We start from the raw sequence: 24,147 nt of genomic DNA, 5'->3' as shown, positions 1-24,147 counted from the left end.
GCTTGTTGTGGTCCCATCCATGTTTCATCAGCCATCATATTAAGTAGCTCTTCTTCTGATTTACCACTTTTAATGACATAAGCATTTACAAGTGTACGATCAGTTACTTTTAACATCTCAGCTGCTTTTGACATATCACGATGATCTCCACCACTCAACATAGAAGCGTTATGAATCATAATCTGTGCTGTAGGAGAAATACGAACCTTATCACCAGCCATCGCAATAATAGAAGCTGCACTTGCCGCTAAACCAACAATTTGAACTTCCACATGACCAGGATAATTTTTTAAAGCTGTGTAAATTTCCGAACCCTCATCTACATAACCACCAGGACTATTGATTGACACAATTAAATCCTCACTATTTGCATTATCAAGTTGTTTTGTAATCTTCCCTGGGCTTGTCGCATCCATTTCAAACCAATCATAAATCCAAGCTTCATCATTTGAAATAATTGGCCCTTTAACGTCAATTTTCACCGTCATTTGTATTCTCACCTCCTTCAGATTCAGTTAATTTCGTATAGTTTTTCGTAATATGATGTGTATTTAAATTAGGATCATCTGAAATTTCATATCCTACTTCTAATCGAATTTCATTTCCTGTAAATGCACTTGAAGAAATGAGTTTATCAATACTTGTAGCGAGATCAAATATACTTTGATAAGATACAGCTTTAACTTCAATTTTTTTACCTAAAAGATACTCTTCTTTTTCAAAAAATTTAACGTTAGCTTCATCAGAAATCTTTTTTAACAAAGGTTTCACTGTGAAAAGCATGTAGTTTTTAGTTTGTTTTTCTACATCAGCCATTTCACCATAGATTAAAGCTGTAGGTATCCCCATTGCCATTGCTACTTGATTTAAAAAACCATTTGTAACTTTATTTATTTCTTCCACACTAGGGCCATTAGCAGATCCATTATAAACTTCTTTGTACTCAATTCCTTTTTGCTGCGGAACAATAGCAATATCTTTCTTACCAATTGCTTGATACATGTCATCTATGAATTTCTGTAACTTATCCACTTGTTCTTGTGTTTTAGCACCGATCATATCCATATCAACTACGCCACGAATTTGATTTTTTCGTTTCTGAGAACTTAAAATTCTTCCGAATAAGTCACCATAATCAGCAAATAGTCCATCGATAAGTGGAGATAATTTATCATTCCGATATTTCAAATGAATAACTTCGCTTTGCTTAAAACTTCTCTTAAACGTATAATCTTTTACCCTTACATCAGTAAAGGTATCTTCAAACACAGCATACTCATTATGTTGGAATCCATCTGCAATAAGTAAATCACCATCATCTGCTTGTATGACTAAACACTCATTATCATAAATAAGTTTGCGAACAAACCTTTCCCAAAAGGTACTTGCGGTCATATTCTTGTTTGGTCTTACATTTAATCGATAATAAAGCTCATCCTTCTTAAATGCTTTACCATTTCTTACTCTAAATTCAGATTGACTAATTGTTCTTCCTAAAAATGAAACGCATGTATCAATCGCCAATCGTTTCATATGAAGTCTGTTTGCTGTATCAGTTATTATGTCCAGATCCAGCATGAATTCTAATTCTTTATTTCTTTTAAATACTGAACCTAACCATCCAATGATTATCACCCCCTTTATTAGAATTTAATGTTACCTATAACAAAGTCAGTTGCTTCTTGTATCTCATCCGCCCTATAAAGAGCATGAACAAAACATTGGAACCCATCTGTTTTTCTACGAACAGGCTCTTTCTTTTCGTATATTTTATTTCCATCACTTTTGATAACAACCAATACATTTTGTGTATACCAACGCATTAGCGGATTATCATCAAAAACAATTTGTTTATTTGCAAACGCCATTTCAATACGTGGAGCTAACAAACTATGAATTGCTTTCGGGTTTCGTATAACCTCTATTTCAAATCCTTCTGCTACTAATAATGGTCTTATTGCTTCCATTCTGAAGTTATCAGCTATAATCTTTTTAATTCCATATTGTTCTCGCATTTCTACAAACCAATCAACAATGTGTTGAGGATTAATAGTTGGTTCATCCACAACTGTTAGTAGACCTTGCTCTTCCCAATCTTTTATAGGAGCAAATTTTTGTTTTTTATACTCGCCAGCTTTTTTAGAATAACCATAATAAATATCAACAAATTCTTTACGCACAAAGGAATGGGTTTTAAAAATGTACTCACCATTTTGTCTAAATAAAAGACCACATGCTGCGAAATCTCGAATACTCGCAAAGTCTAACGCTCCTATGCATTCTTGAGCATATAAATCAGGGAATGGACGGTTTGTAGCAAGAATCTCTGACCATTTTGCAACAGATCGTTCTAGATTTGTAACTGGTAAGTTCATACGCTTTGTCATAAATTCTTCTCGGTTACTTGGATCATCCTCTAAATCTTCATATTCTTCCTTTATCGTTTCAAGTAATCCCTCAGCATACTCGCTTAGTGGCTGCGATAACATAGGATTAGCTAATTCCCAATTATCAATATCATCAACTTCCTTTTCATCATTAAGCTTACAGATAAAAGGAAATACGGCATTAGGACGAGCTTCACCATTTAAAACCTTCATAGCTTTTTCTTTTTGTTTATCTAAAAAGCCATCTCGTACATAACCATCTGTACCAATATAAAATTCACGAGGGTTTTTCTTTTTCCCTAAGCCGCTGATATGGACGCGAACGTCTTTATTACTTTCATATTGATGTATTTCATCAAATACAACTGCACCATCACGCAAACCGTCTTTTGTATCCCCGTTGGAAGTTCTAAACTTTAGTATACTTTCAGTAGCCTTTGAAACAGTTTGAGTTAATGTGGTTTTAAACGCTCTCTGTAAAACCTCATTTTTCTTTACGCATTTATGCACTTCGTCAGGACTTGTTTTCGCTTGTTCCTCACTATTCGCAACAACAGAGATGTTATACTCTGGAATACCGTGTAATTCACTAATTAAAAAGTGAATAATTACAGATATCAGACCATTTTTACCGCCACCACGTCCTAACATCCATAGGAATTTCCGATAAAATACGCGTCCATTTTTCTTATAAAACAAAAAAACGAATGCTATTAAGAATTTTTGAAATGGCTGCAATGGAAAATACCACTTCTCACCGAAATTGATACAATCCTGAATCATTTCATCATCAAAATACAAATCGTCTCTGTTTAAAACGTATTTTTCTAGATAATTAATTAACAGTTCTCTCTCTTTGTTGAACTTTATTTTTCCACTTCGATAAAGTCCAATGTATTCTTCTACATACTTTTGCCTAATCATGTTAAATCACTTTTATTATAACCAGCCTTAGGAATATTTGGTTTACAAACAAACTTTATATCTCTTCCTAAAGCAATTAAAGAACTGTTAATTTTATTTCTCTCACTTATAAGAGGATGGGCCTTAACAAAAACTTGAGATCCGTTTTTGACTGTAACAGACTCACCTTCTTTATTGATAGTCCTGTTTATTTTTCTAAATGCTTTAACTAGATCAATGTATCGTTCTACTTTTTCAACCTCGACTAAATCTTCAACATCAATACTGTTCATTAGCTGTTCCTTTAACTTTGTAATACTGACAGCCATCTACCCACCCCCCTTACGTGCGTAATTTCGAAAAAAACCTGACAGTTAACCCCCTCCTCCGGTGCCCCTAAGACGAATTTTTCACGAAATATTTTAAGGGGGGGTTATTTTTGTTTTATTTTCACCATTTTTCATCATGTTCCCATTTATTTTGTTTCTTCTCATAACCTCTTCCATGTTCTTTGTTATGACAATTAACACAGACTGTTTCTAAATTATCCTTTTCTAATGCAAGCTCGGGATGATGCTCAAGCTCTTTGATATGATGGACAACTAACTGTATCTTCTTACGCTTGGCACTCTCACTGTATTCATTCGTGTCTGTTTGAACGCGACCATTACGTTTACATTCCTGACACTCATAGTTGTCACGCTTCTTTACTTGCTCACGTATACTCTTCCACTCACCACTGTCATAGAACTTACGCTTCTGTTGTTTGGTTTTATATTCTTTCATAACCGATAAAGCTCTACCTGTTCTTCCACGATGGGATGATTATGTTGAATGACTTCAGTATTGAATTGCTTATTATTAGATGGTACATGTTCAATATGAATATATGTCCGATTAATTTTATCAATCGATTGTGATTCCCAATCAAATGCAACACGTAAATTTCTATCTATCTGTTTGCCTTTGTAATGAACTATTGGTTTAGCATCTATATCCGATAATGTAATTACTAATAACGGTTGTTTCCCATCCACCTATCCTCACTCCTTTTTTCTTTGTAGGATTTCCCTCTTTTTTGTCGAATTAACTATTCGAAAGGAGATGTGCAATGATGCATACACATAATTTATACTCAGTAGAACAATTACAAGCTGTGGACTACCTTCTAAAACGTACCCAAACCTCACGCCAAGTAGATTTAAAATTAGTTATTGATTGTAACAATACTTTTTGGTATGGAGACTTTGTACAATTAAAAGGAAGTAGATTACAGCAAGATTTAATTGAATATGATGGTGTTGATAGTCAACATAGCTTCGACTTATCGACTATCCCATTAGCCTATTCTTTATTCAAATCATATATTGTTTATAAGGAACAACCATTCTGTATAAGCCCGTTGGAGAATCCAACTAATTTATCAACGACATATATTTTCATAAATAATTTATTAAAAGAAATTGATCCTAAGAAATCTGATAATCCACTATATCCATTTCTTTTTAATGCTCGTACCCTAGATGGTAAATGTCAGTTACCATTTCTTAATTTAGAAGGCGAGAAACTTAACTTTGTTTCTATAATAGAAGCTAACGAATAGTTTCATAGTATGTTCTCATAGCTTTTTGAATCACACGTTCTTTTTCAATTTCTGATTTGTAGTTATTATTCAACAGTTGAGAGACTCTTTTCTGAAAGTGATATAATGGGTCTCTCAACAATTCGCGTTTGTGTAATGTTTTATAAGCATCCTCCATCCATTTTTCAAACTGCAATCTGTCCATTTTTTCTATTTCCTCTACTGTCGGTAAAAATGGTTCTAATTCTTTTTTCATTTTAATTCCTCCTTGTTTTCCTCCAAAATAAAAAGCACCCAAACGGATGCTTTTCTCTCAATTACTAATTTATATTTCAATTACGGTACATGAAGTTTTATTCTTTTTCCAATCACCTAATGCTGTTACAATCATCTGATACAACATTATTAAGTAACTAGAAGAAGAGCAAAAGCTCTCCTCATTAACGGTAACATCCAATCAGTACCATCTGCTGGTTTCGGATTTTAAGTGCCGTCATAATAAAGCCGCTTAGAAAAATATTGTACAAAGGAATTTTATGAGTTGTGTTTTCCGCCACTTCTCACAATATAAATATATCACGTTGATTCCAAAACAACCGGCACATTTCCTGCCAAAAAGCGGTCACGACTATGCCATGTTTTTAATTAATTGTTGCTTTAATTCTATTTAATAATTTTTGGTATAATTCTTCTTCAGTTGACCACTTGATATGACTAAATTGTCTAGTATCAAAATGAATATCTTTAAAATTGTCATCTCTACATGTCCATATAACAGTCTTGCCTAGTCCCAATGCATAACCAGCTTCAAAATAAACTCCACCCCTATGTCCGGTAAAGTCTGCAATCACAAATTTACTTTGTCTTATTTTAACTATAATTTCATCAGTTATGTCATTATTATGTTCCACTTCATCAATTCTGATAGGCTGGTATCCTGCCTCTTTTATAGCTTTTGTGATTGCGTTCTGATATGCACTGTCTAGATCTGGATGAAACGACATCGCAACAAATACCTGATTAGTATCTACATCTCTTCCTTTTTCTAATTCTGCAATACGATTCCATCCTTTCACCGTAACAGTAATATACACAGGTGAATCAGGCGTTTTTTGGAATTCAATCAGTTCATCTTGCTTTAGTTGTTTAATTATGTATCCCATTTCTTCAAGGTTATCACTCTGCACAAAGAATACCGACTTATCTGCATCTAAAATCGTTACTTTTTCCCCCAGGAATTTAGTTAATTTCCCCAAATTTATTAAAGATTCATTTAATCTATCAGAAACATTCTCTGGATATTCATCTAATAGATTCTCTAAAGGATAGACTGGATATGGAAAAAGTGAAAGTTCTTGATTTAAACTTTTATCAACAATCAGTATCTTCCCTAATCCTCTAATTTTTCTCTTTCTTAATACAGCTGCAATTTTATTCTTTTTCACTTTCTCTTCTTGCCTTGCTAAAACTTGGCTTATCGTCACCGTCAAAGCAAATTCACCACACTGTTCACAGTCATATAAAAATGCTGCTAATCCTCCAACCATTTGAGGTTCTTTAGTGTTACCTGAACAAATTGGACATCGCTTACTCATTTCAATCACCACTTTCTAGTTTAATAACATAATATTACCATATTAATCTCTGACTTACCCATATCTTATATTGTGTGTAACTGACCCATCCGCTGAATCTCTTGCTATCATTGACTTAATTAAACTTTCTTTTTTGAGTTATACAGTACGAAATTTATGAGTAACTGTATAGGGATACCATCAGCATTTCGGAAAAAACCACGCTAAACAAAAAAATACAATAAGCTGCCCATATGGACAGCTTATTTACATAACTTTCAAAAGCAAAAGGTAAATTGGATTGTTTCAGAATCAACGCTATGTGGAGTTTCATCCCCCACACAACGAGCTAACACTCATATCCAAAAACAAGGGAAATCATAATTAGTAAACTACGAAATCTCCATAATGGAATGTCAGGGATGGATCTGCAGTAATAAGACCTGCATTTGTAGGGGCAGTAAGCCCTACTCCACCAATCACTTCAATTTCAAGTTTTCCACGTAATGGACGGTCCTCTCCTATTAAATAATCGCCAGTAGAATTAACATGAAAGACTGCATTTTGATCATTAGTAATATCAACTTCTAGCCGGAGTATATTCTTTGGAAGTATGGTAGTAGGGCCAATACCATTAGGAAATGGTTCTTCTTTAAGAGTATTTAAATAAGGAAGTGTTATACCAGGTATGCTGAATTGTGGTATTTCACTAAATTCAATTGTAATATCAGCCTCTAACGGTCTATTTGTAGGGTTTTTGATAAGAATTATAAGTCGATTATTTGATCCTCCACCGGGAGCATCAAAAGGAACTAAAAATGGACCAGTTGTAATTGTATGTTTTCTACAATAATGGCTTGAACTACTTGATTTGTGATACGACATAAAATCACCTCCTATCAAAATAAAATAGTTTCTGTATATCTTATTAAAATTCAACTACAGATGTACAGGCGATTTTAGTAGAAAGAGCGTAATTATAGAGCGATTACGCCACGAAAATTTCTTTATCATGAGGGTTTAGAAGCTTGTGATTAAGAAATAGTACCCACTGAAGATGAAGCGGGTAGCTTGGCGAAAAAACCATTTTAAAACTATAATACTCAAAAAAAACAAGGGAAACAAAAAAGACATTTTCTTAAATTGAAAATGTCTTTTTTAATTAATTAATTAATAAAACAATTTTGGGTCTGTATCTGTATTTTGAACCGTTTCCTCACTAATTTCAGTACTTGTAGTACAGCTTGTCGAAAACAAAATTGGTATACCGCAAATAGTATCTTTCATTACATCACGAAAAACTTTTGCAGCGACTTCTGTGAATGTTTGACATAGATTGGAAATATCATCATTAAAAAACTGAATTACTTTCGCAGCAAAAACTGGAAAAACAACATTAGATCCGCCTGGGAACTGCGGCCGTACAACAACTTGCTCAAAATACAAGTTGTTTTCTAAAGCTACTTGAAAAAGGTGTGCAATTTCAAAAGCATCTAAAGGACAAGGAATTGGGTTTACAATTCCATCCCCAATAACACTAACAACAATAGTAACATTTACATTGCCAAATTGCACTGTTGGTTTAAGAAGTGTAGCTAATGCAATCGCTTTTTCAAAATCCGTAGTTTGTACTAAAATAATAAAATTTCCATCAGTCGGTATTAGCGGACCTACTGTTACAGTTGGATCAGCCCCTACCGAATTTCTGAGTTCGTTAAAATATGTGATCCATGGCGGTGAAAGTTGAGGTTGTACACGCTCGTCCATTCTTTTTCCACCTCCTTATACAATTCTTAATACTATAATATGGAAAAATTTTAATAGTGCATTAGACATATTTATTATTTCTCATAATCACTTTTATAAAGAGCATCTTCAGTATTTTAGAAAAACCCCTCCAAAGGATTGAAGGGACCTTCCGTTTATATTCCATTATTACACAGTCTCCAATAACCGGTAGAAAGACTGTTTTTAAAATCTTTTTAAAAGATTTTAACTCAATTTTTTAATACTTAGTGCTGCGCCACTTTCCACAAGATCACAAAGAGCTAGAGAAAATCCACCAAGACTTGTATTTCTTAATGAAAAAGTTGAGTTAGCTGGTATTCTTAAAATAGCGGTTCCTGAAAATTGGTCACATGCTTCTCCAGTGTTAGTTATTGTTCCAAAAGATGTTTGGAAATTAGGAACTGGGATTCCATTTAGGATAGCAGTTACTTGTTGTTCTGAACCTACGCCTGTTCTATCAACAGTTGTAATTACATAATTAATTTCATAATCTCCAGCTACTGGAATAAATACCGTAGTAGAAGAAAGTAAAACAATTCCTCCTGCGGTAGCTACACTTTGGTTGTTAAATGGAATGTCTTGTCCATTAGGTATCGTAACAAATGTATTTTGCCAGAAGTTACGATACGCAGGTGAAAATGGGAGAACAGCAGGAGGAACAGCAGGGGAAAATCTATGACAGCATCCCTTAGATCTTGAAAAATATGAATTCAAAATAATTCACCACCTTTTTTTGAAAATGAGTATAATTATTTATATTCAAATCAATTAACTTAGCTTGTATATTTGTCCAATAAAACTTACCATGCATATTCTATACATATGAGCTTAACATAACGCCTCAATAGCGGTAGCAATAAACAAAGGGAATCCTTACTCCCAGAAGGATTCCCCTTGTTTATTTTCTATAACTCTTTCACCTTTATATACATTCTTATCCTGACATAGATTTTAGAGTTCTTGTTTGTTTCTGGATTAGCTGAAAACTGTATAGAATTTTGTATACACTTTGCATGGAGCTTTTCAAAAATGCTGGCGATACCCCATTAAAAGAAATAGAGCGATAAGGTATTAGATAAAATGAGGATAGCTATAAATTGATTTCATTTTTGAATAAAAAACTTAAAGACCAGTTAAATTACTGGTCTTTAAGTTTGCCTTTTTTACATTCACATTTTTCATCTTTTTTATGACAGCACTGGTCAAATGAATCATCCCGACATACTCCTGGGATTGGTTCACATGGATTAAACTTTGAATTATTTATCACTTTGTATGGTCTCATCATATCGTGATCTTCATGTTCAATAATATGACAATGAAATGGGTAGATTCCGGTAAACGGACCAAAACGAGCAATTATTCTCGTTATTTGACTAGGATTTGCACGTACGGTATCCTTCCAACCCCTTTCATTTGGGTCTGGTGGAATTGGATCACCACTTATTATATAAGTTCCATCTGGATTAATAGTTATTGGGATGCGGTCTAAAATCTGGAATTGCACAAGATGAAGATGAATCGGATGGGTATCTGTAGTGAAATTGACTAATTCCCAAACTTCAACTGTACCATTATATGGCGTATTTTCTATAGGGATATCCTCCCAGTGTTTATGATTAATAAGGAAAAGTGGACGACCAAATTCATCTGTTTGTTCTGTTAAAGTGTTGGTACGTGTTGTAATGGCTTGGTCTGGACTTAGTCTTTCTAAACAAGATAAGTTCTCGGGAATGGTTGAGTCATCAGGTTTGGTAACATGTTGTTTTACTCTGAATTGCATAATCTGCGACAAATTTTCATCAGGAGCAACTCCACCCGGGAATGGTATAGGTGCATCATTTGTTAAAATGATATCTTGCCCCTTATGCAAAGAGAAATCAATAATGACATCGGCTCTCTCAGCTGGAGCTAAAGTGAGTGCTTCTACGATAACAGGATGCTCTAAAAGGCCTCCATCAGTACCAATTTGAATAAATTTTTGTCCAGAGCTTAATTTCATACGATAAAAACGAGCATTAGATCCATTCAAGAATCGGAAACGATATTTACGTGGTTCTACTTCAAGGAAAGGCCAAACTTTTCCATTTACTAGAATAGTAGTACCTTCTGTAAACGATGGGATAACAGAGGGATCAGGTAAGTTAGGATTAATTGGTGGTGGTGGCTGAGGAGCAGGTGGTGGTAAGTTTCCTGGTTGCTCAGGATAAAATAGTTCACCGTTTGGATAAAACGACCGATCTTGAATAACTAATGGAATTTCAAATTTTCCACTCGGTAAATTTAGCTTTTTTTCTTCTATATCTCGAATCAAATAAAAGCCAGCTAGACCAGCATACACATTTAATCTTGTTATCCCAAGTGCATGATCATGATACCATAGTGTCGTCGGGCGTTGGCAGTTGGGATAATAATATGTTTCGTATAGAAACGTAGGACCAACATTTTTAAAATCTTTTGTAAACCATGCTTCTGGAAAACCATCACTATCTGGTTGTACCCTTCCCCCATGTAAATGGACAACTGTTCGAACTTCTGGTTGATTAAATTCAGCCCCACCAACTGTTGTGTCTATCGGAAGTAAATGTTTAAATGGTAATTTATTTTCCCACTTCACAAGAATGGGATGATTCCTACGAACATCAAATGTAGGACCTGGGTACATACCGTTATAACCCCAAACGGTAGTCGGCGGTAGATCTCGATGTAATTTCTGCTTGATTTGCTTCATCTTTACCTCATAGAAAGGTACGCCCTCACATTTGCCTGTTGGTTTAATAATGGGAGGGATAGGTAATGCATCTACAAATTTTTTTAAAAACAATTCATTTTCACTCCTTTAAACTAAATTTTTTACTTAACCACTAGTAATATTCTAATCACAAAATAATCCTAACATTTGCAAATAAAATGGTAGTTGAAAAAACTTGGTGTATGGACTGTCAATTGGTGAGTATACTTCCATTTTTCGTTATCGTACCCCTTATCCATAGTTGTGAAGGCCATACAGGTTTAGTGTTTGTCTTAGAATAGCTTTATAGGAAAGGTTTCGTCTATTGAGAAGCTATATATATTAATTTCTTTTTATTTATCTTATTTTGCGAGAAAATGAATGGTATGGTCCATGTCCTAGTTCTACATAAATAGGCATTTTTCCATCTACCAGAGGTAACCTTTTTTAGGGGTATTTTCTTTTATTAGCTTGATGGCGATGTGGAGATACCCCTAAATTTAAAACGAAATAAGCAATGCTTAGATTTTAAACCTAGACATCGCTTTATCCATTTCGTCTTGGTTTACACCTATATAACGTAACGTGACCTTCTCTGACGAGTGATTGAATATCTCCATGAGTAATGCTATGTTTTTCGTTTGCATGTACATGTGATACCCGTATGTTTTTCTTAACGTATGTGTTCCTATTTCATCTAATCCGAACTCTGATGCTGCTCCGCTTAATATCTTATATGCCATGCTACGACCAATTGGACGATTCCTACCTTGTCTACTTTGCAATAGGTACTCATTATCTTTCCTTGCCTCAATAAACCATTTAAGTTCTCTTTTCAGTGCTGCAGTAATTTGTATTCGTTTCTGTTTCCCTGTTTTCTTTTCCCTCATAGATATATGACTACCTTTGACATCTCCTACCTTCAATTTCAAAATGTCCGAGATTCTCAGGCCTGTATTGATTCCCATAATGAAGAGAATGTAATTACGTAAACTCTTCTCCTTAAAATAATCTTTTAGCTGCTGTATTTGCTCTGGATCACGTATTGGTTGAACGAAATTCATTATTCATTACCTCCCTTTTCTTCTGTCTCGTAAACTTCTAATCTAAGAGCAAAAGCAAGTTTATAAAATACTCTTGCCTTAACACGTCGATAAGTACGCTCGCTCATGCCGATTTCGTTATATACCATATAATCACATACATCTTCATCTTCTAAATAACGCTTAATGATGATGTCTCTTTGATCCTTTCCTGCACGTCCATTACCCAAACGACTAAGAAACTGGTCAATACGAAATGATGTTTGCTTAATCCACTCTTCTCTTTTACTTTGTTGGATATTAGCTATCGCTACATCTTCTAATGGCTTTCCTACATCATTTGTAGGCCCGTGATATCTAATTTTATAAGAAGGAGTGACTTTCATTTCTTCACGCATCATTCCAAACTGTCTATATAAACGTACATTTTCGAGAACACCTTCTAATTTTTTCTGCGTTGCTACTCTATCGATTTTTGGTAAGAAAGATAATTGTTTAGTCATGCAAGACCACTCCTTTTTATTTTTTAATTACTTTTGTCTTAATGCTCCACGTCTACGCTCGTAACAAGGTCTATGCATCCCCATTAAATCTTCAATGTCACGTGTACTTAATTTCTCTTTTCGTTTTTTCTTAGTTTTCTTTTTCGCTTGATTCGATTGCTTTTTCCATTCACGTAGCTGATCCTTTAACACCTTCATTTCCCCATCTCCTTTTTCAAAATAAAGAGGACACCTATTCCTAAAACAGCTGTAATTGCTGCTTTAATGAATTGGTGTCCTCTAGTTTTCTAGCCGGACTATATTCTGTTTGTTTTACTTTAAAAGGATTATTTTGTTGAGTTTTTATAATGCTCTCTTTTCTCTTAGTAATTGACTGTTATTGATTATGACTGTATGAGCATTGCATTTTTCTTTTAATAGATCCATTAAATCTAGGACATCTTTTCTACTATAGAGTTTCGAACGACTATTGAATAAATACGTACAATCCGTATTACCGTTATTATGGTAATACTTATAAGAAATCAAATACTCAAATCTACGTGGTCTCATTTCTCTTCCTCCCCTGAATAAAGCTCAATGTTTCGTTAATAATAGATACAGGCTCCATTCATCACGAATCAACCTTACACCTAACATCTCTTTTTAAGATAGGAGCCGAGCAGTTAGCTTTTGCTAGCTGCTTTTTTTATTCCGTTCCTGCTCTTGCTTCTTCAAGAATTCTTTAACTGCGTTTTCCCAATAAGTGCACATTATCCATTCCTCCTCGAATAAATTTCTAAATCTTGTCCATACTATAAATACACTTGAGTTCTGAACTTCCTTCTTAATGCTTTTCTGGAGAGCAGTTAGCTTTTGCTAGCTGCTCTTATTTTATGTAATTGGTTTCATTTACCTAATGTTTTCAACGTAATATTACGTTACGATATAACAGGATAAAATATATTTGGCTGTTATACCATTACCCTAGGGAACTAGGGTTTTTATTTTTATAAAATAAAATTTTTATATAAAAGACCCACACTTAAACAAACATAATTTCATATGATATATTGCATTCTTTCTTTTTAGGGTGGATAGTCATTACAGAAGGGCACTTCCCGAAGTGCTCTTACATTTACATACCAAATAGCGTTTTTGTTCAAAATAATGACTTTCCCATTTGGACACATTTACCAGTATTTTTACCAAAAAATTCATGATATGGTTATTTAGTCGAGTACGTCATTACTTGACAATTACCCTTAGGAACCCCGCGGACAAACGGGGTTTCCTTTATTTAAATAACAATTTTTTCTTACTCCTCAACCAGCTAAAAATATGTTAAAATTAATCCATAATTTGTAAGGAGGTATATAAAATGCTCTCACTATATACATGTGTATCTTGTGATCAACCTCTTATACAACACGATGAACATTCGTTTATTCATTACTGCATTAATCCAAATTGCGAAGAAGCAAAACTGCACTTATCTTTGTTGGAAGAGATGGGGTTGTGAACCCTATCTCTTTTTCTATTCAAATAACGATTTTATTACAGCCTGCACATAAGTCCCAAACATACATAAAGTATAATGTGGTATCCTGTTTAAATATAAATCTTGGTCATGGAGCGCTTTTAAAAGCGCTCTTTTTATTTAAATCTACTTTATTATTTTTATTACTATAAAAAAATATAGTTTCATACGAAATCAATAAAAAGAATATTCTATTCTGTATAATCTACATTGGGTAATACGATTGTGCTGGGTAATACGATTGTAAAGAATAATATGATTGTGCTGGGTAATAAGGTTGTAAAGAATAATATGATTGTGCTGGGGTATAACTTTGTTGCGTGTGCTGTGAGTGCAGCGCTTGTTGTTGTGCTTGTATAGCCTGATGAACTGCTTGAATAGTACTTTGTGCAGGGCCCGATCCTCCTAAAGGGCGCATTTGCGTTTTATTATAAAAAAAATCAAAAAACATCCTATACTCACCTCATCCTGTAAATATTTTGTCTTCCATCTTTCATACTATGAATATTTAATTACAATGGATAATACATGACGCTTTTCACCTTATAATTCTTGAATCTCTTTCTATTCAAATAAAGATTTTGTTTTAAACTTGCACATACACTCAAAACATACATAAAATATATTGCTACCACATTTCATTTCGATATGTGTCTTGACCAAAGGGCGGTTTCCCGGGCGCTCTTTTTATATTTAAATAAGGATTTTATTTAAATTTCTTTAACCTTATTAATTCCTTTGCATACAGTATTATCACAAGAATTTCAATAAGTGTTCTGGTCCAGTTACCTTGAATTTCTTGCAGACCTTGTGTGAAGAATCCGTTTATAACAAACGGGTTCTTTTATTTTGGGTTATAAAATAACTATTTTGTTATATTCCTTGCACTTTTAAATGAGACAAGCATATGTTGTAGTATAGTGTTTCATGACTTATACACACTTCCTTTTTTCAAGAGTACATATTCGATATGTACTCTTTTTGCATCACTATAAAATAACGCTTTTGTTTAAATTTCACATCCACAATCATGACATATTACAATAGTTTCATCTGTCCCTTTAATCTCAACAGTTTCATTATTTTCATGTGTACATTGTTTCATTTTCTATCCCTCTTTCTTATAAAATTCAAATTTGGGCTTACTTTACATCTACACGTGTTTGACTTGCTTCTCGACTAAAACCATCAGGATATCTTTTAGCTAATTTTGCAATATTCATTTCAGCAATATCTTGTAACGTATATCCCAGTTCGTGCGCCATAATTGATAAATAATACAGAATATCTCCAAGCTCTAAGGCTAATTTATAAGTGTTTCCGTCCTCTTCTCCTGGACAATGCGATGGTTGGAAACCATGTCCATGATAAATTGCTTTTTTTACAATATCGGCAACTTCACCAGCTTCGCCTGTAAGCCCTAAAGCTGCATTTGAAACTCGTCCTCCAAAATCCTGATTTGTATTCCATGTACGTAATGCCACTTCTTGATATTGAACTAATTCACAAATTTGATTGTTGTTCATTACAGCTTGTCCTTCCTTTGATTTATTGATTAATTTAGTTACTTCCATAACACCGTTGTTCATTGCTTTCATCTTCGTTCGCTCCCTCTAACTAATATTTTTCTTTGTTCTTTTGATTTTAGGTTTCGTAGTAGCTGCTTTTATCGGTTCCCAACCATAACTCAATCTAGATCTGAAAGTACTTACACTTATGCCATTGGATTTAGCAATCTTGACAAGTTCCTTCCTGTCAATTTGTTTACGAGTCGGAATACTTGCCGCATCTTTAGGGTCCCAACCATTATTTACTCTGCTATAAAAAGTACTTGAATTAACTCCATTTTCTTCAGCTAATTTTAGCCATTTATTGTGTTTCCCTTCGTCCATATGCCAAAATGTTCTTGGTGGTGTAGTTAATGCTTCTTGCAATTCCCAACCGTATCTGTACATCCTCATGTAAAGAACCCTTCTACTAATACCGCTTGATTCAGCTTGCTGATATTCCTCATTAGTTAACCAACGATTGAAAGCCATCACTTTACCTCCTAATCTAGTGCCAGAAATTCAGCTCTGGTACGATTCGAATGAGTTATCCTAATCTTCTGAATACCTTTACCATGCTCTTCTATTGTTGCGTCCCAAGCTTCGTTTTCATTTTTGGCATCAAAACAATCCATTTTTTGTCGTTCCTCTTTATCATAGAAATGTACTTCATAGCTTGGATTCAAAAATTTTTCACTGGTACTTATCGCATTGTAGTCGAAACTACCAACAACATCATCAATAGTTAATTGCTTCATAATCGCATCCCCAGTTATTTAATTTTTTCAGTGATTGTAGTTGATACACGATCAACTTTCCCGCCTTGCCAAGTAATTACTTGTTCACCAAATCCTGTTACTGGAGGATTCAGCGGAGTAACCTCACCGTTTTTTACTACATAAATTTTATTATCCATAACATCGATTTCAACTTTCGTAGGCTTCATACGACTGAAATCCCCCTTTTTCTTATTAACTAGCTTTTTGTTGTTTGTTTCTTTCTAATTCTTGTTTCATTGATTCAAATTTTATTAGCCACGCTTGCCAACGCTTATCGTTTTCCGCTTGCTGTCGCTTTGCCATTTCACAATTACAACCGTTCGTTTCAATTACACCCGGATAAGTTTCTTTACGAATAATCCCTGTATCATGACATAATACGCACATTTTTATTTCCTCCTTTTATGCTTCGATAAACCTTTGTAAACGTTGCTTCGCTATCTCTCTTCTATAGCTAGCGGCTTCATTTTTTACTGTTAGACTTGTCTCAACCATTCGGTCATATGAACGTTTCCCAACTTGGTTTTTCAGTTCTTTTGGTTCTAAATTACTCGTATATAGAGTAGGGAGTTCTTTTCTATACCGACCATCAATAATATTGAACAATTTTTCTTCTACCCATTCCGTAGTTTTTTCTGCTCCAATATCATCTAATATAAGTAAGTCGCATTCTAAAAGAGCTCTCATAATTTGTGTTTCATTTTCTTTGTTTTCGCTGTTAAACGTACTTCGAATACGTTGTAATAATTCTGGAACACTTTGAAATACTACGATGTATCCTTTTTTAGAAAGTTCATTTACAATTGCGGCTGCTAAGTGTGTTTTACCATTACCAGGTTCTCCCCAAAGCATTAACGATTCCCCGTTCCACTCTTTAAAAGTCTTCACGTATTTCACTGCAACTTTATAAGCTGTCTCTGATCCATTTCTATCTAGAAACGATTCAAATGTACTTTTGGAGAACCTTTCTCCTAAGTTACTAATGCTGAACAACTTTTCTATTTCTCTCTTCTTAGCAAAGTTTTGAGCTTCACGTATTTTTGCTTCTTCACGTTCTACAACACACTCACATGTAGGAAGTATTTTATTTTTAATACGTAACTGCGGAACTTCTACAGTGATTGCCGCGATATATTTATTACAGTGTTCGCATGTATAACCTTCTGTTTCTTCACTACAAGCCGATGTATTCACTATCCGAGTCATCACTCTTCCGATTGATTCCGACACGTTTTTTCACCCCTTTATTACGTTGATATTCCGTTTCTAAAGCATCAACATCTTTTAAAGTCTTCACGTTATTGTTAATCCACTGTTTTAAAATGCCCTCTGCATAATTCCATTTCTTTTGTTGCTTCAATGCACGTTCCATCGCCGCTTGTACAAGTTCTTCGCTCGTATCGTTTACCCATTGCGAAATACTTTCGGCTATAAATGAATTTAAAATACCGAAATTATTTTCGTAGAAAGAGAAGATGCTAATACTACTTTTTATATTAGTATTTTGTTTATTAGTACTTAGTTCTTTAGTACTTAGTAGCTTGGGATTTTCCATAAATGGAACTTCCATTTGTGATTTTTCCACTTGTGGATTTTCCATATCTGGATTCTCCACTTGTGGAACTTCATAAATAATTGTCTCCCAGTTAGTAATCTTTCCCTTTTCGTTTTTTACAGGAAACCTTCTAACATAACCGAATTTTTTCAGTTCTTTCATTCCTACTCTTAAACTATCAATTCCATCTTTCGCATGAGTAGATATTTCCTCCATGTAAAACACCCAATCATCTGGTAACGATAAAATGTAAGCCAATATTCCTTTTGCTTTCCAGCTTAAACGTTCATCTCGAAGACCTGTATTATTAATGGTTGTGTAATTTTTACTTTTACTAACTCGAAATGTTGCCATTTATTTACCTCCTTGTACAAACCGCCACATATACTTGTCCACTTTTGATAATTCGTTGAATTTCATAATGCGGATAACCAGCCTTGAAATACTGTTCAATTATTTGCTTTAATTCATCCCTGCTCTTTGCTAAGTTCCAAAACTTATTAGGTAATAGCACTTGATATTCAGTTAGACGCATCTACTATTTCCCTACTTTTCGTGATATACTTATAACAACTGTTTTTTCTTAAAGGACCCACTGCCATGGGTCTTTTTATTTTGTTTTACGTCACTCCAAGCCCACTGTTTTATTGGTTCATAAGTAATATAAAGTAACAATGCGCTGCACGCGATAAACATTGCGAATATAACTAACGATGTTGTATCTTCCACTAAATCACCTCCTTTTGTGTTTCAAGCCAAGCTTCTAAATCCTTTTGTAGGAAAAGTAATTTGCGCCCTTCCCTAATCACTGGAAACTGTGGATGACTTGCTAATTCATACATTCTACAAACAGCGATATTGAGATATTCTGCTGCTTCTTTCACCCTCATTACTTTGTTTGGTTGTGATTGTTGTTGGAACTGCGCTAAAGCAGCTTGTATCTCCTCTCGAACAACTTCGCGGATTGATTCTTTAATGATTTGATCTAATCCCATTTCTTTTTTCTCCTTCCAAAATTATATTAACGATGGATAATCATACTAACCTTGGCCGTCATGCTTTTATGTATGATATCTCTTCATTGAAATCTTTCTGTAAAATGTTGCAATAACTGTTTACTGCAAACGCTGATTTTACGTCTCTCCAAGTTGCTGCGAAAAGTTTCTTTCCACCATCATGAACAACTTAATTCCCTTCCATAAAAACAAACTCATTTACTGGATGTTGCAAAACTTGTAATTGGCTCATTTTTTTCACCCCCTTTAGTTTCACCCAATGAAACTTCATGTTCAAATTTTTTTTCCTGTTCATTAAATAGAATGTCGGTTTCTTTACCTAAAACATTTGATATTTTTACAGCTACATCATAATAAACTCTTAGATTATAATTTATAATTTTATAGCAGTAAGACTTTGATATACCAACCATATTAGCTAATTCGTGATATTTAAGACCAGAATCTTCAAAAGCTTTTTGAAGTGCCGTTAGTTGTTTTTGATTTTGCATCTGATCACTCCCTTCTGATGCTTACAAACTCATTATAAGTTTCATAACGTGAAACTTCAAGTGTTTTTAACAAAAAAATTTCAGAGAAGGAAACTTTTTTTACTCTTTACGTTTCTTGCTAGGAAACTTTATAATGTAATTAACGTAATTTACGATATATCGTAAAAAGGGGAGTATTTAAATATGGAAATGAAGGATAGAATTAAACAAATTCGAATAGATAACAAAATGAATCAAGAACAATTCGGAAAAGAAGTGGATTTAACTAAAGGGACTGTTTCAAAGTTTGAAAATGGAAAAGCATTCCCAAGTCGTGAAACCATAGAAAAGATAGCGAAGAGATTTAATGTACCTGTAAATTATTTGTACGGAGAAAATAAAGATGACGACTCTAGTGATGATAAATATAAAAAATTCAAAGAAATCATGGAATGGCTAGAACCGCTGCCAAAGGATAAAGAAGATATGGCGTTAGAACAAATGTTAGCTATCGCTCAAGCTCTTAGCAAACACCATAATAAAACAGAAAAATAGCCCCTTAATTAGGAATGGCTATTTTTTTAATTTCTGCTATATATTCTTCTAATTGATCTGGTGCATATTCTTTCACAGTATCTAAAAATAGGATTACAATTTCCTCTTTCGTCATCCTTAATTCTCCCCTTACATCCTGTTTTATATATTAACCGTCCTAAAGTGGAAAGTTTTTGTCGTTTCAGTCAAAATGTTTCCATTCCCTATAAAGTAGAAATGACACTACCAATTTGATAGTGTCATTTCTAATATTATATTAATTACCCGCCTCCTGGGCCTGGATCAATCATATATAAAGTTGTTTTTTGTTCTTTAGCACTTTGCACCTTATCTTTTTCTGTCACCTGAAAAGCTGTGATAGAAAGACAAGCTACAGTAGCAATAGTGAAAACTATTTTCAAAAGCTTATTTTTCAAGCGTTTCACCACCCTTTTTGTATAATTCAATTATAACATTTCAATGCTGTCTTTGGTAGGAATATATAGAAATAATCACCTGATTTAGAAAAACTTTCTATAGACATTTCTAGGTATTTCTTCCCTTCTTCTCCTCCGACCGCAAGCCCCATATAGTACAATTGAAAACTACTAAGATATCCATTTGTATTTTGTAAAGCTTGTAAAATTTTAATCGCTTTTTGATTTTCACCTAGCTTTACATATAAGAATGCTTTTTCAGCATCATCTAGATTTTCTGGGTTAATGGTATGTAAATCTTTTTCATGATATATTCTTAAAAATAATAGTGTATTAAGTACTTTTTCTCTTCTTACTTCTAATTTTTTATTCACTGGAACACCAATTATATTTAATGATTTCTCCATGTACTCTTTAGCATTTTGATAATCAGAGAAAACATAACTTTCTCCAATTTTGCAATATGCTACTGCCTTTGTGCTGACATAGCAATTACTTTGATCATTTATTATTTCAAAACATAATTCACGTGATTCGTCTAAATTATTTTCGTGAAGTGCAACGAAAACTTCCATTTCTTTTATTCTTAATAAAAGAGAATCTCTTAATGTATGACATTTAATTCCCAAGATGTCCGGTAATAATTGCTGAATATGTTCATTGACCATCTTATAATTACCTAAATCAAAAAAAGAGTAAATTGTATTTAAAACAGATATTATTACCAGCTCGTTATCTGAGTATTTTTGATTTTTTCTCATTTTATCAACTTTCTCAAAGAACCTCTTAGGAGTAGTTGTATTTTCACTTCTTTCTCTTAATGTTTTGTATAATGGAACCAAATTTAAATTTATCCTTACAGTTTTTGAATTGCCTTTTTTCTTTTCTTCTTCGCTTTTATTTTTATTAGTTTTAAAACTCATTATTCGTTGAATTACTAGGTCTTGAAGATCATATTCTCCAAACATATCTAACACTTCTAATGCTAATTTCAAATTTTTATGTGATAGTGTAGGTATACACTCTTTGATGCATTCCCTTCTAAAATCAACATTTTTAGGCTTATATAGCTTCAGCGCATCAACCAAGTGCATAAAATCAAATTTACCTTGCTTCTTAAAATAACTATTGACTGTTGTATGCGTTACTTTAAAACGTGTTGCCAATTTACGATTTGTATAACCATTTGATTTTAGACACTCCTGCATGTCATTTAAATCCAATAAAACTTGCACAATCCTTGTCCTCCTTATGGACAAAAAAGACAACGTTACCCTAGATGTCTTATGTTTACAGGAAAACGTGCCATTATATCTAGGTTATGTGTTATAATTATGTTTGAGACTTATGACAAGTGTTTTCCCTAGCGCGTTTAGGGAGGACGGTGTAAGGGTGTTGCGAGCACCACTTGCACAGTCGTAGGTCTTTTTCACGTCCGTTTATTTTATTATTTTCATAATATCACATTTTTCCCAAAATTCAGTCGTGTAGTTATCTGATTCTTATTGAGAAAGTTTTAAAATCGTTATATATCAACGTTTCTCAAGGGAGCCTAACGGCTCTTTTTTCTACAATAAAAAAAGAGCCGTTAGGCTCCACCTATGTACTATATGCCTGTTCCAGGGTCTAAACTTATATCCCATCCACCGCCGCCTGGATCAGAAATCATTTTCCATCCTTTACCAGGTTCTTGATTGTGTTTCCAACCACCACCACCCGGTTCATTATGCCACCCTACACCAGGATTAGTTACTTTATGTCCGCCTGGATCATTTGTGAATTTTCTCATAGTCTTACATCCCCCTTTATCTAATTCTATTAATATTTTACTATTATTGAACATTGGATGACAATCATATCCTATAACTGAATTTGTTTATATATGGTAGAATATATCCATCGCTGATATGTCCAAACATGTAATTTTCATAGCAGCAAAATTACAACTAGACTTATACAACATGATTCAAAACAAAATGAAGGAGTGTTTTAAGTGAAAGGACATATTCGAAAAAGAGGAAATAAATATTGCATCGTTATTGATATCAGTCCTGATCCAGAGACAGGGAAAAGAAGACAGAAGTGGTTTTCTGGATATAAGACAAAAAAAGAAGCACAGGCAGATGTAGCAAAGAAGATTACAGAGTTGAATGAAGGAACTTTTATAGAACCATCTAAAGTTACGCTAAAAGATTACCTAAATCATTGGCTAGAAATTAAAAGTATGAGCATAGAAAAGAGCACTTTTGCTGGCTATAAGGCATTTATCAACCAACATGTTATACCTAGTATAGGAATGGTCGCGCTCCATAAATTAAATGTTATGCACATTCAAAAATGCTATAAGGCTGCGATAGATAAAGGGATTGCAAACAATTCTATTCTGCTTATGCATAGAATTTTAAAGAGCGCTTTAAACCTAGCCGTAAAACAAAATATTATTTCTCGAAATCCAGCAGATTTTGCTGAGATACCTAAAAAAGAAAAAACCCCTATCCAGACTTGGACAGAGGAAGAAGTAAAAAAGTTTTTAGCTCATTCACAAGAATCACGATATCACATTGGGTATCTACTTGCAATAACTACAGGTATGCGTCTGGGAGAAGTTCTAGGTTTACGATGGCAGGACATTGATTTTGAAAAACATACTGTTACAATAAATCAAACATCTGGTCATGACAATAAAATCAAAAAAACTGCAAAAACAAATTCATCAAAACGCACAATTCCTGTACCTAACGAAACAATAGCAGCCTTAAAAAAACATAAAATCTTAATCAATAAAGAGAAATTAAGGTTTGGTTCTGCTTATCTAGATCAAGATTTAATAAATTGTAATGAGTTTGGAAGAATCATAAAAAGAGCACATTTCAGAAAAAGTTTCATTAGGATGACACACAAAGTAGGTATAAAAGAAATTAAATTCCATGATTTAAGACATACACACGCAACTCTACTATTGAAACAAGGAGTTAACCCTAAAATCATCAGTGAGCGATTAGGTCATACAGATATTTCAATGACATTAAGTGTCTATTCTCATGTTTTACCGAATATGCAAGAAGAAGCTGTTAAAAACTTCGGTAAAAGTATCTTTGGATAACTTATGTTTGCAAAATGTTTGCATTTTATAAAAATAAGTCAAACAAACGTTGTTATATCAAGGTTTGTTTGACCCAACATCTTATATTCTTGATAAAATCTCCGAATCCCTATTGAAATATTTAATAATGGAGCGTTCTCACCACCACGGGTTATGCATTGGAATCGATATACATAGGAGAAAAAATCTTGTGTTTTTTCATCTTTTATCGGCTCTGACATCGCCTCACAAATATTTTGTGATCTAAGAGGAGAAAAATAGAATTCTTCTTCATTTGTATTTTCTAAATATATAGGACGCTCACAAAAAATATGTGAGATTAAAGCGGGTATCCACTTAGAATACGTTTCATTATCATGTAGTACTGGCAAATTAGAAATCAAATCGGATTGCCATTCATATTTTGGTGGTTCTACTAATCTATTTGGCTTCCAATCATGAATAATCTCATACCAACTTTGAAAAATATAATCGAGCTGCTCTTGTTTAATAGGTTCTTTTGATACAATCCATGGTGTATTTTCATTTAATACGTACGGATTATGCTGAATAAACAATATATCTGAAAACATATCATACAATCTTTCATTCAAACGTTTCAACTTACTCGTTAATAAAAATGTCTTATAATGTATCTCTACGATGTCCAGCCATTCAATAGGAAAGTATATAAATG

35 protein-coding genes and 2 pseudogenes are annotated in these 24,147 nt (G+C 33.7%); 4 read left to right on the top strand and 33 right to left on the bottom strand.

The window, feature by feature from the left end; genetic code table 11:
* The 6 genes and pseudogenes from ACQGSG_RS16490 to ACQGSG_RS16465 form a co-directional block, all read right to left on the bottom strand.
* Window positions 1-488 (bottom strand): head maturation protease, ClpP-related (locus ACQGSG_RS16490; protein WP_426947679.1); only part of this gene is annotated, 488 nt, incomplete at its 3' end.
* A complete protein-coding gene (locus ACQGSG_RS16485; RefSeq protein WP_426947677.1) occupies window positions 472-1,635 on the bottom strand; it encodes a phage portal protein in 1,164 nt (387 codons plus the stop codon). The genes ACQGSG_RS16485 and ACQGSG_RS16490, both read right to left, overlap by 17 nt.
* 8 nt (window positions 1,636-1,643) lie before the next feature.
* On the bottom strand, window positions 1,644-3,311 hold the full coding sequence (locus tag ACQGSG_RS16480; protein ID WP_327887094.1) for a terminase TerL endonuclease subunit: 1,668 nt from the start codon (window positions 3,309-3,311) through the stop codon (window positions 1,644-1,646).
* Complete coding sequence (locus ACQGSG_RS16475; protein ID WP_069355644.1) at window positions 3,308-3,619, bottom strand: P27 family phage terminase small subunit; 312 nt, start codon at window positions 3,617-3,619, stop codon at window positions 3,308-3,310. Before ACQGSG_RS16475 ends, ACQGSG_RS16480 begins: the two co-directional genes overlap by 4 nt.
* Before the next feature lie 121 nt (window positions 3,620-3,740).
* Window positions 3,741-4,076: an HNH endonuclease gene (locus ACQGSG_RS16470; protein ID WP_221839502.1), complete on the bottom strand. Its 336-nt coding sequence runs from the start codon at window positions 4,074-4,076 to the stop codon at window positions 3,741-3,743.
* Window positions 4,073-4,315 (bottom strand): annotated as a pseudogene (locus ACQGSG_RS16465) (hypothetical protein); the annotation flags it as partial. The gene ACQGSG_RS16470 and the pseudogene ACQGSG_RS16465, both read right to left, overlap by 4 nt.
* An 86-nt stretch (window positions 4,316-4,401) precedes the next feature.
* On the opposite strand from ACQGSG_RS16465, the gene ACQGSG_RS16460 reads away from it, so the two are divergent.
* Window positions 4,402-4,893 (top strand): hypothetical protein, encoded by a 492-nt coding sequence (locus ACQGSG_RS16460; protein WP_221839504.1) that lies wholly within the window; start codon window positions 4,402-4,404, stop codon window positions 4,891-4,893.
* On the opposite strand, the gene ACQGSG_RS16455 is transcribed toward ACQGSG_RS16460, so the two are convergent.
* From ACQGSG_RS16455 to ACQGSG_RS16410, 10 genes are all read right to left on the bottom strand, one after another.
* On the bottom strand, window positions 4,883-5,128 hold the full coding sequence (locus ACQGSG_RS16455; protein ID WP_221839505.1) for a hypothetical protein: 246 nt from the start codon (window positions 5,126-5,128) through the stop codon (window positions 4,883-4,885). The genes ACQGSG_RS16460 and ACQGSG_RS16455 overlap by 11 nt on opposite strands.
* A gap of 385 nt (window positions 5,129-5,513) precedes the next feature.
* On the bottom strand, window positions 5,514-6,467 hold the full coding sequence (locus ACQGSG_RS16450; RefSeq protein WP_221839506.1) for a nucleoside 2-deoxyribosyltransferase: 954 nt from the start codon (window positions 6,465-6,467) through the stop codon (window positions 5,514-5,516).
* Window positions 6,468-6,830: 363 nt separating this feature from the next.
* Complete coding sequence (locus ACQGSG_RS16445) at window positions 6,831-7,331, bottom strand: hypothetical protein (RefSeq protein WP_426947674.1); 501 nt, start codon at window positions 7,329-7,331, stop codon at window positions 6,831-6,833.
* Between the two features lie 285 nt (window positions 7,332-7,616).
* Complete coding sequence (locus tag ACQGSG_RS16440; RefSeq protein WP_325843269.1) at window positions 7,617-8,213, bottom strand: hypothetical protein; 597 nt, start codon at window positions 8,211-8,213, stop codon at window positions 7,617-7,619.
* Window positions 8,214-8,438: 225 nt separating this feature from the next.
* Entirely contained in the window at window positions 8,439-8,948 is a 510-nt protein-coding gene (locus ACQGSG_RS16435; RefSeq protein WP_325843267.1) for a BclA C-terminal domain-containing protein, read from the bottom strand.
* A gap of 424 nt (window positions 8,949-9,372) precedes the next feature.
* On the bottom strand, window positions 9,373-11,058 hold the full coding sequence (locus ACQGSG_RS16430) for a multicopper oxidase family protein (RefSeq protein WP_284996801.1): 1,686 nt from the start codon (window positions 11,056-11,058) through the stop codon (window positions 9,373-9,375).
* A gap of 428 nt (window positions 11,059-11,486) precedes the next feature.
* Window positions 11,487-12,029 (bottom strand): site-specific integrase, encoded by a 543-nt coding sequence (locus ACQGSG_RS16425; RefSeq protein ID WP_426947672.1) that lies wholly within the window; start codon window positions 12,027-12,029, stop codon window positions 11,487-11,489.
* Complete coding sequence (locus ACQGSG_RS16420; RefSeq protein ID WP_426947670.1) at window positions 12,029-12,511, bottom strand: ArpU family phage packaging/lysis transcriptional regulator; 483 nt, start codon at window positions 12,509-12,511, stop codon at window positions 12,029-12,031. The genes ACQGSG_RS16425 and ACQGSG_RS16420 overlap by 1 nt, the downstream gene beginning before the upstream one ends.
* Before the next feature lie 27 nt (window positions 12,512-12,538).
* Window positions 12,539-12,709: a hypothetical protein gene (locus tag ACQGSG_RS16415; RefSeq protein WP_426947669.1), complete on the bottom strand. Its 171-nt coding sequence runs from the start codon at window positions 12,707-12,709 to the stop codon at window positions 12,539-12,541.
* Between the two features lie 144 nt (window positions 12,710-12,853).
* A complete protein-coding gene (locus ACQGSG_RS16410) occupies window positions 12,854-13,063 on the bottom strand; it encodes a hypothetical protein (protein ID WP_426947667.1) in 210 nt (69 codons plus the stop codon).
* Between the two features lie 808 nt (window positions 13,064-13,871).
* Between ACQGSG_RS16410 and ACQGSG_RS16405 the strand changes: the two genes are divergently transcribed.
* The gene (locus tag ACQGSG_RS16405; RefSeq protein WP_000950346.1) at window positions 13,872-14,012 is read left to right on the top strand and encodes a hypothetical protein; all 141 of its coding nucleotides are present in this window, start codon (window positions 13,872-13,874) and stop codon (window positions 14,010-14,012) included.
* Between the two features lie 223 nt (window positions 14,013-14,235).
* On the opposite strand, the gene ACQGSG_RS16400 is transcribed toward ACQGSG_RS16405, so the two are convergent.
* The 13 genes and pseudogenes from ACQGSG_RS16400 to ACQGSG_RS16340 all read right to left on the bottom strand — a co-directional run bounded on the left by ACQGSG_RS16400 (window position 14,236) and on the right by ACQGSG_RS16340 (window position 19,418).
* The gene (locus tag ACQGSG_RS16400; RefSeq protein WP_426947665.1) at window positions 14,236-14,481 is read right to left on the bottom strand and encodes a DUF3947 family protein; all 246 of its coding nucleotides are present in this window, start codon (window positions 14,479-14,481) and stop codon (window positions 14,236-14,238) included.
* Between the two features lie 691 nt (window positions 14,482-15,172).
* Window positions 15,173-15,628, bottom strand: a complete 456-nt coding sequence (locus ACQGSG_RS16395; RefSeq protein ID WP_426947663.1) for a nucleoside triphosphate pyrophosphohydrolase family protein — start codon at window positions 15,626-15,628, stop codon at window positions 15,173-15,175.
* A 15-nt stretch (window positions 15,629-15,643) separates the two neighbouring features.
* Window positions 15,644-16,069: a hypothetical protein gene (locus ACQGSG_RS16390; protein ID WP_426947661.1), complete on the bottom strand. Its 426-nt coding sequence runs from the start codon at window positions 16,067-16,069 to the stop codon at window positions 15,644-15,646.
* An 11-nt stretch (window positions 16,070-16,080) separates the two neighbouring features.
* A complete protein-coding gene (locus tag ACQGSG_RS16385; RefSeq protein ID WP_426947659.1) occupies window positions 16,081-16,335 on the bottom strand; it encodes a hypothetical protein in 255 nt (84 codons plus the stop codon).
* Window positions 16,336-16,349: 14 nt separating this feature from the next.
* Window positions 16,350-16,523: a DUF3954 domain-containing protein gene (locus tag ACQGSG_RS16380; RefSeq protein ID WP_259383421.1), complete on the bottom strand. Its 174-nt coding sequence runs from the start codon at window positions 16,521-16,523 to the stop codon at window positions 16,350-16,352.
* Window positions 16,524-16,548: 25 nt separating this feature from the next.
* Complete coding sequence (locus ACQGSG_RS16375; protein WP_070184138.1) at window positions 16,549-16,743, bottom strand: hypothetical protein; 195 nt, start codon at window positions 16,741-16,743, stop codon at window positions 16,549-16,551.
* 15 nt (window positions 16,744-16,758) lie between these two features.
* A complete protein-coding gene (locus tag ACQGSG_RS16370; protein ID WP_003160855.1) occupies window positions 16,759-17,562 on the bottom strand; it encodes an ATP-binding protein in 804 nt (267 codons plus the stop codon).
* Window positions 17,531-18,265: a DnaD domain-containing protein gene (locus ACQGSG_RS16365; protein ID WP_426947656.1), complete on the bottom strand. Its 735-nt coding sequence runs from the start codon at window positions 18,263-18,265 to the stop codon at window positions 17,531-17,533. The genes ACQGSG_RS16370 and ACQGSG_RS16365 overlap by 32 nt, the downstream gene beginning before the upstream one ends.
* Window positions 18,266-18,269: 4 nt before the next feature.
* Window positions 18,270-18,446 (bottom strand): hypothetical protein, encoded by a 177-nt coding sequence (locus ACQGSG_RS16360; protein WP_426947654.1) that lies wholly within the window; start codon window positions 18,444-18,446, stop codon window positions 18,270-18,272.
* A gap of 29 nt (window positions 18,447-18,475) precedes the next feature.
* Entirely contained in the window at window positions 18,476-18,640 is a 165-nt protein-coding gene (locus ACQGSG_RS16355) for a hypothetical protein (RefSeq protein ID WP_000390298.1), read from the bottom strand.
* A complete protein-coding gene (locus ACQGSG_RS16350) occupies window positions 18,640-18,906 on the bottom strand; it encodes a helix-turn-helix domain-containing protein (protein ID WP_000522024.1) in 267 nt (88 codons plus the stop codon). The genes ACQGSG_RS16355 and ACQGSG_RS16350 overlap by 1 nt, the downstream gene beginning before the upstream one ends.
* Before the next feature lie 58 nt (window positions 18,907-18,964).
* A pseudogene (locus ACQGSG_RS16345) lies at window positions 18,965-19,066 on the bottom strand (ORF6C domain-containing protein); the annotation flags it as partial.
* A gap of 55 nt (window positions 19,067-19,121) precedes the next feature.
* Entirely contained in the window at window positions 19,122-19,418 is a 297-nt protein-coding gene (locus ACQGSG_RS16340; RefSeq protein WP_426947652.1) for a helix-turn-helix domain-containing protein, read from the bottom strand.
* Between the two features lie 183 nt (window positions 19,419-19,601).
* On the opposite strand from ACQGSG_RS16340, the gene ACQGSG_RS16335 reads away from it, so the two are divergent.
* On the top strand, window positions 19,602-19,952 hold the full coding sequence (locus ACQGSG_RS16335; protein ID WP_000425256.1) for a helix-turn-helix transcriptional regulator: 351 nt from the start codon (window positions 19,602-19,604) through the stop codon (window positions 19,950-19,952).
* Between the two features lie 260 nt (window positions 19,953-20,212).
* On the opposite strand, the gene ACQGSG_RS16330 is transcribed toward ACQGSG_RS16335, so the two are convergent.
* The 3 genes from ACQGSG_RS16330 to ACQGSG_RS16320 all read right to left on the bottom strand — a co-directional run bounded on the left by ACQGSG_RS16330 (window position 20,213) and on the right by ACQGSG_RS16320 (window position 22,157).
* Window positions 20,213-20,368, bottom strand: coding sequence for a hypothetical protein (locus tag ACQGSG_RS16330; protein ID WP_000791664.1), 156 nt, complete (start codon window positions 20,366-20,368; stop codon window positions 20,213-20,215).
* 26 nt (window positions 20,369-20,394) lie between these two features.
* Window positions 20,395-21,603, bottom strand: a complete 1,209-nt coding sequence (locus tag ACQGSG_RS16325; RefSeq protein ID WP_318160692.1) for an AimR family lysis-lysogeny pheromone receptor — start codon at window positions 21,601-21,603, stop codon at window positions 20,395-20,397.
* 371 nt (window positions 21,604-21,974) lie between these two features.
* Window positions 21,975-22,157: a hypothetical protein gene (locus ACQGSG_RS16320; RefSeq protein ID WP_426947650.1), complete on the bottom strand. Its 183-nt coding sequence runs from the start codon at window positions 22,155-22,157 to the stop codon at window positions 21,975-21,977.
* Between the two features lie 204 nt (window positions 22,158-22,361).
* Here ACQGSG_RS16320 and ACQGSG_RS16315 point away from each other — a divergent pair, with 204 nt between their 5' ends.
* On the top strand, window positions 22,362-23,471 hold the full coding sequence (locus ACQGSG_RS16315; RefSeq protein WP_426947648.1) for a tyrosine-type recombinase/integrase: 1,110 nt from the start codon (window positions 22,362-22,364) through the stop codon (window positions 23,469-23,471).
* 38 nt (window positions 23,472-23,509) lie between these two features.
* On the opposite strand, the gene ACQGSG_RS16310 is transcribed toward ACQGSG_RS16315, so the two are convergent.
* On the bottom strand, window positions 23,510-24,147 hold a 638-nt coding region (locus ACQGSG_RS16310), incomplete at its 5' end, for a pPIWI_RE module domain-containing protein (RefSeq protein WP_426947646.1).

This window comes from Bacillus sp. GMa5/1 (assembly GCF_050172015.1).
Taxonomy (GTDB): domain Bacteria; phylum Bacillota; class Bacilli; order Bacillales; family Bacillaceae_G; genus Bacillus_A; species Bacillus_A cereus.
This window is presented reverse-complemented; position numbering and strand designations above follow the sequence as displayed.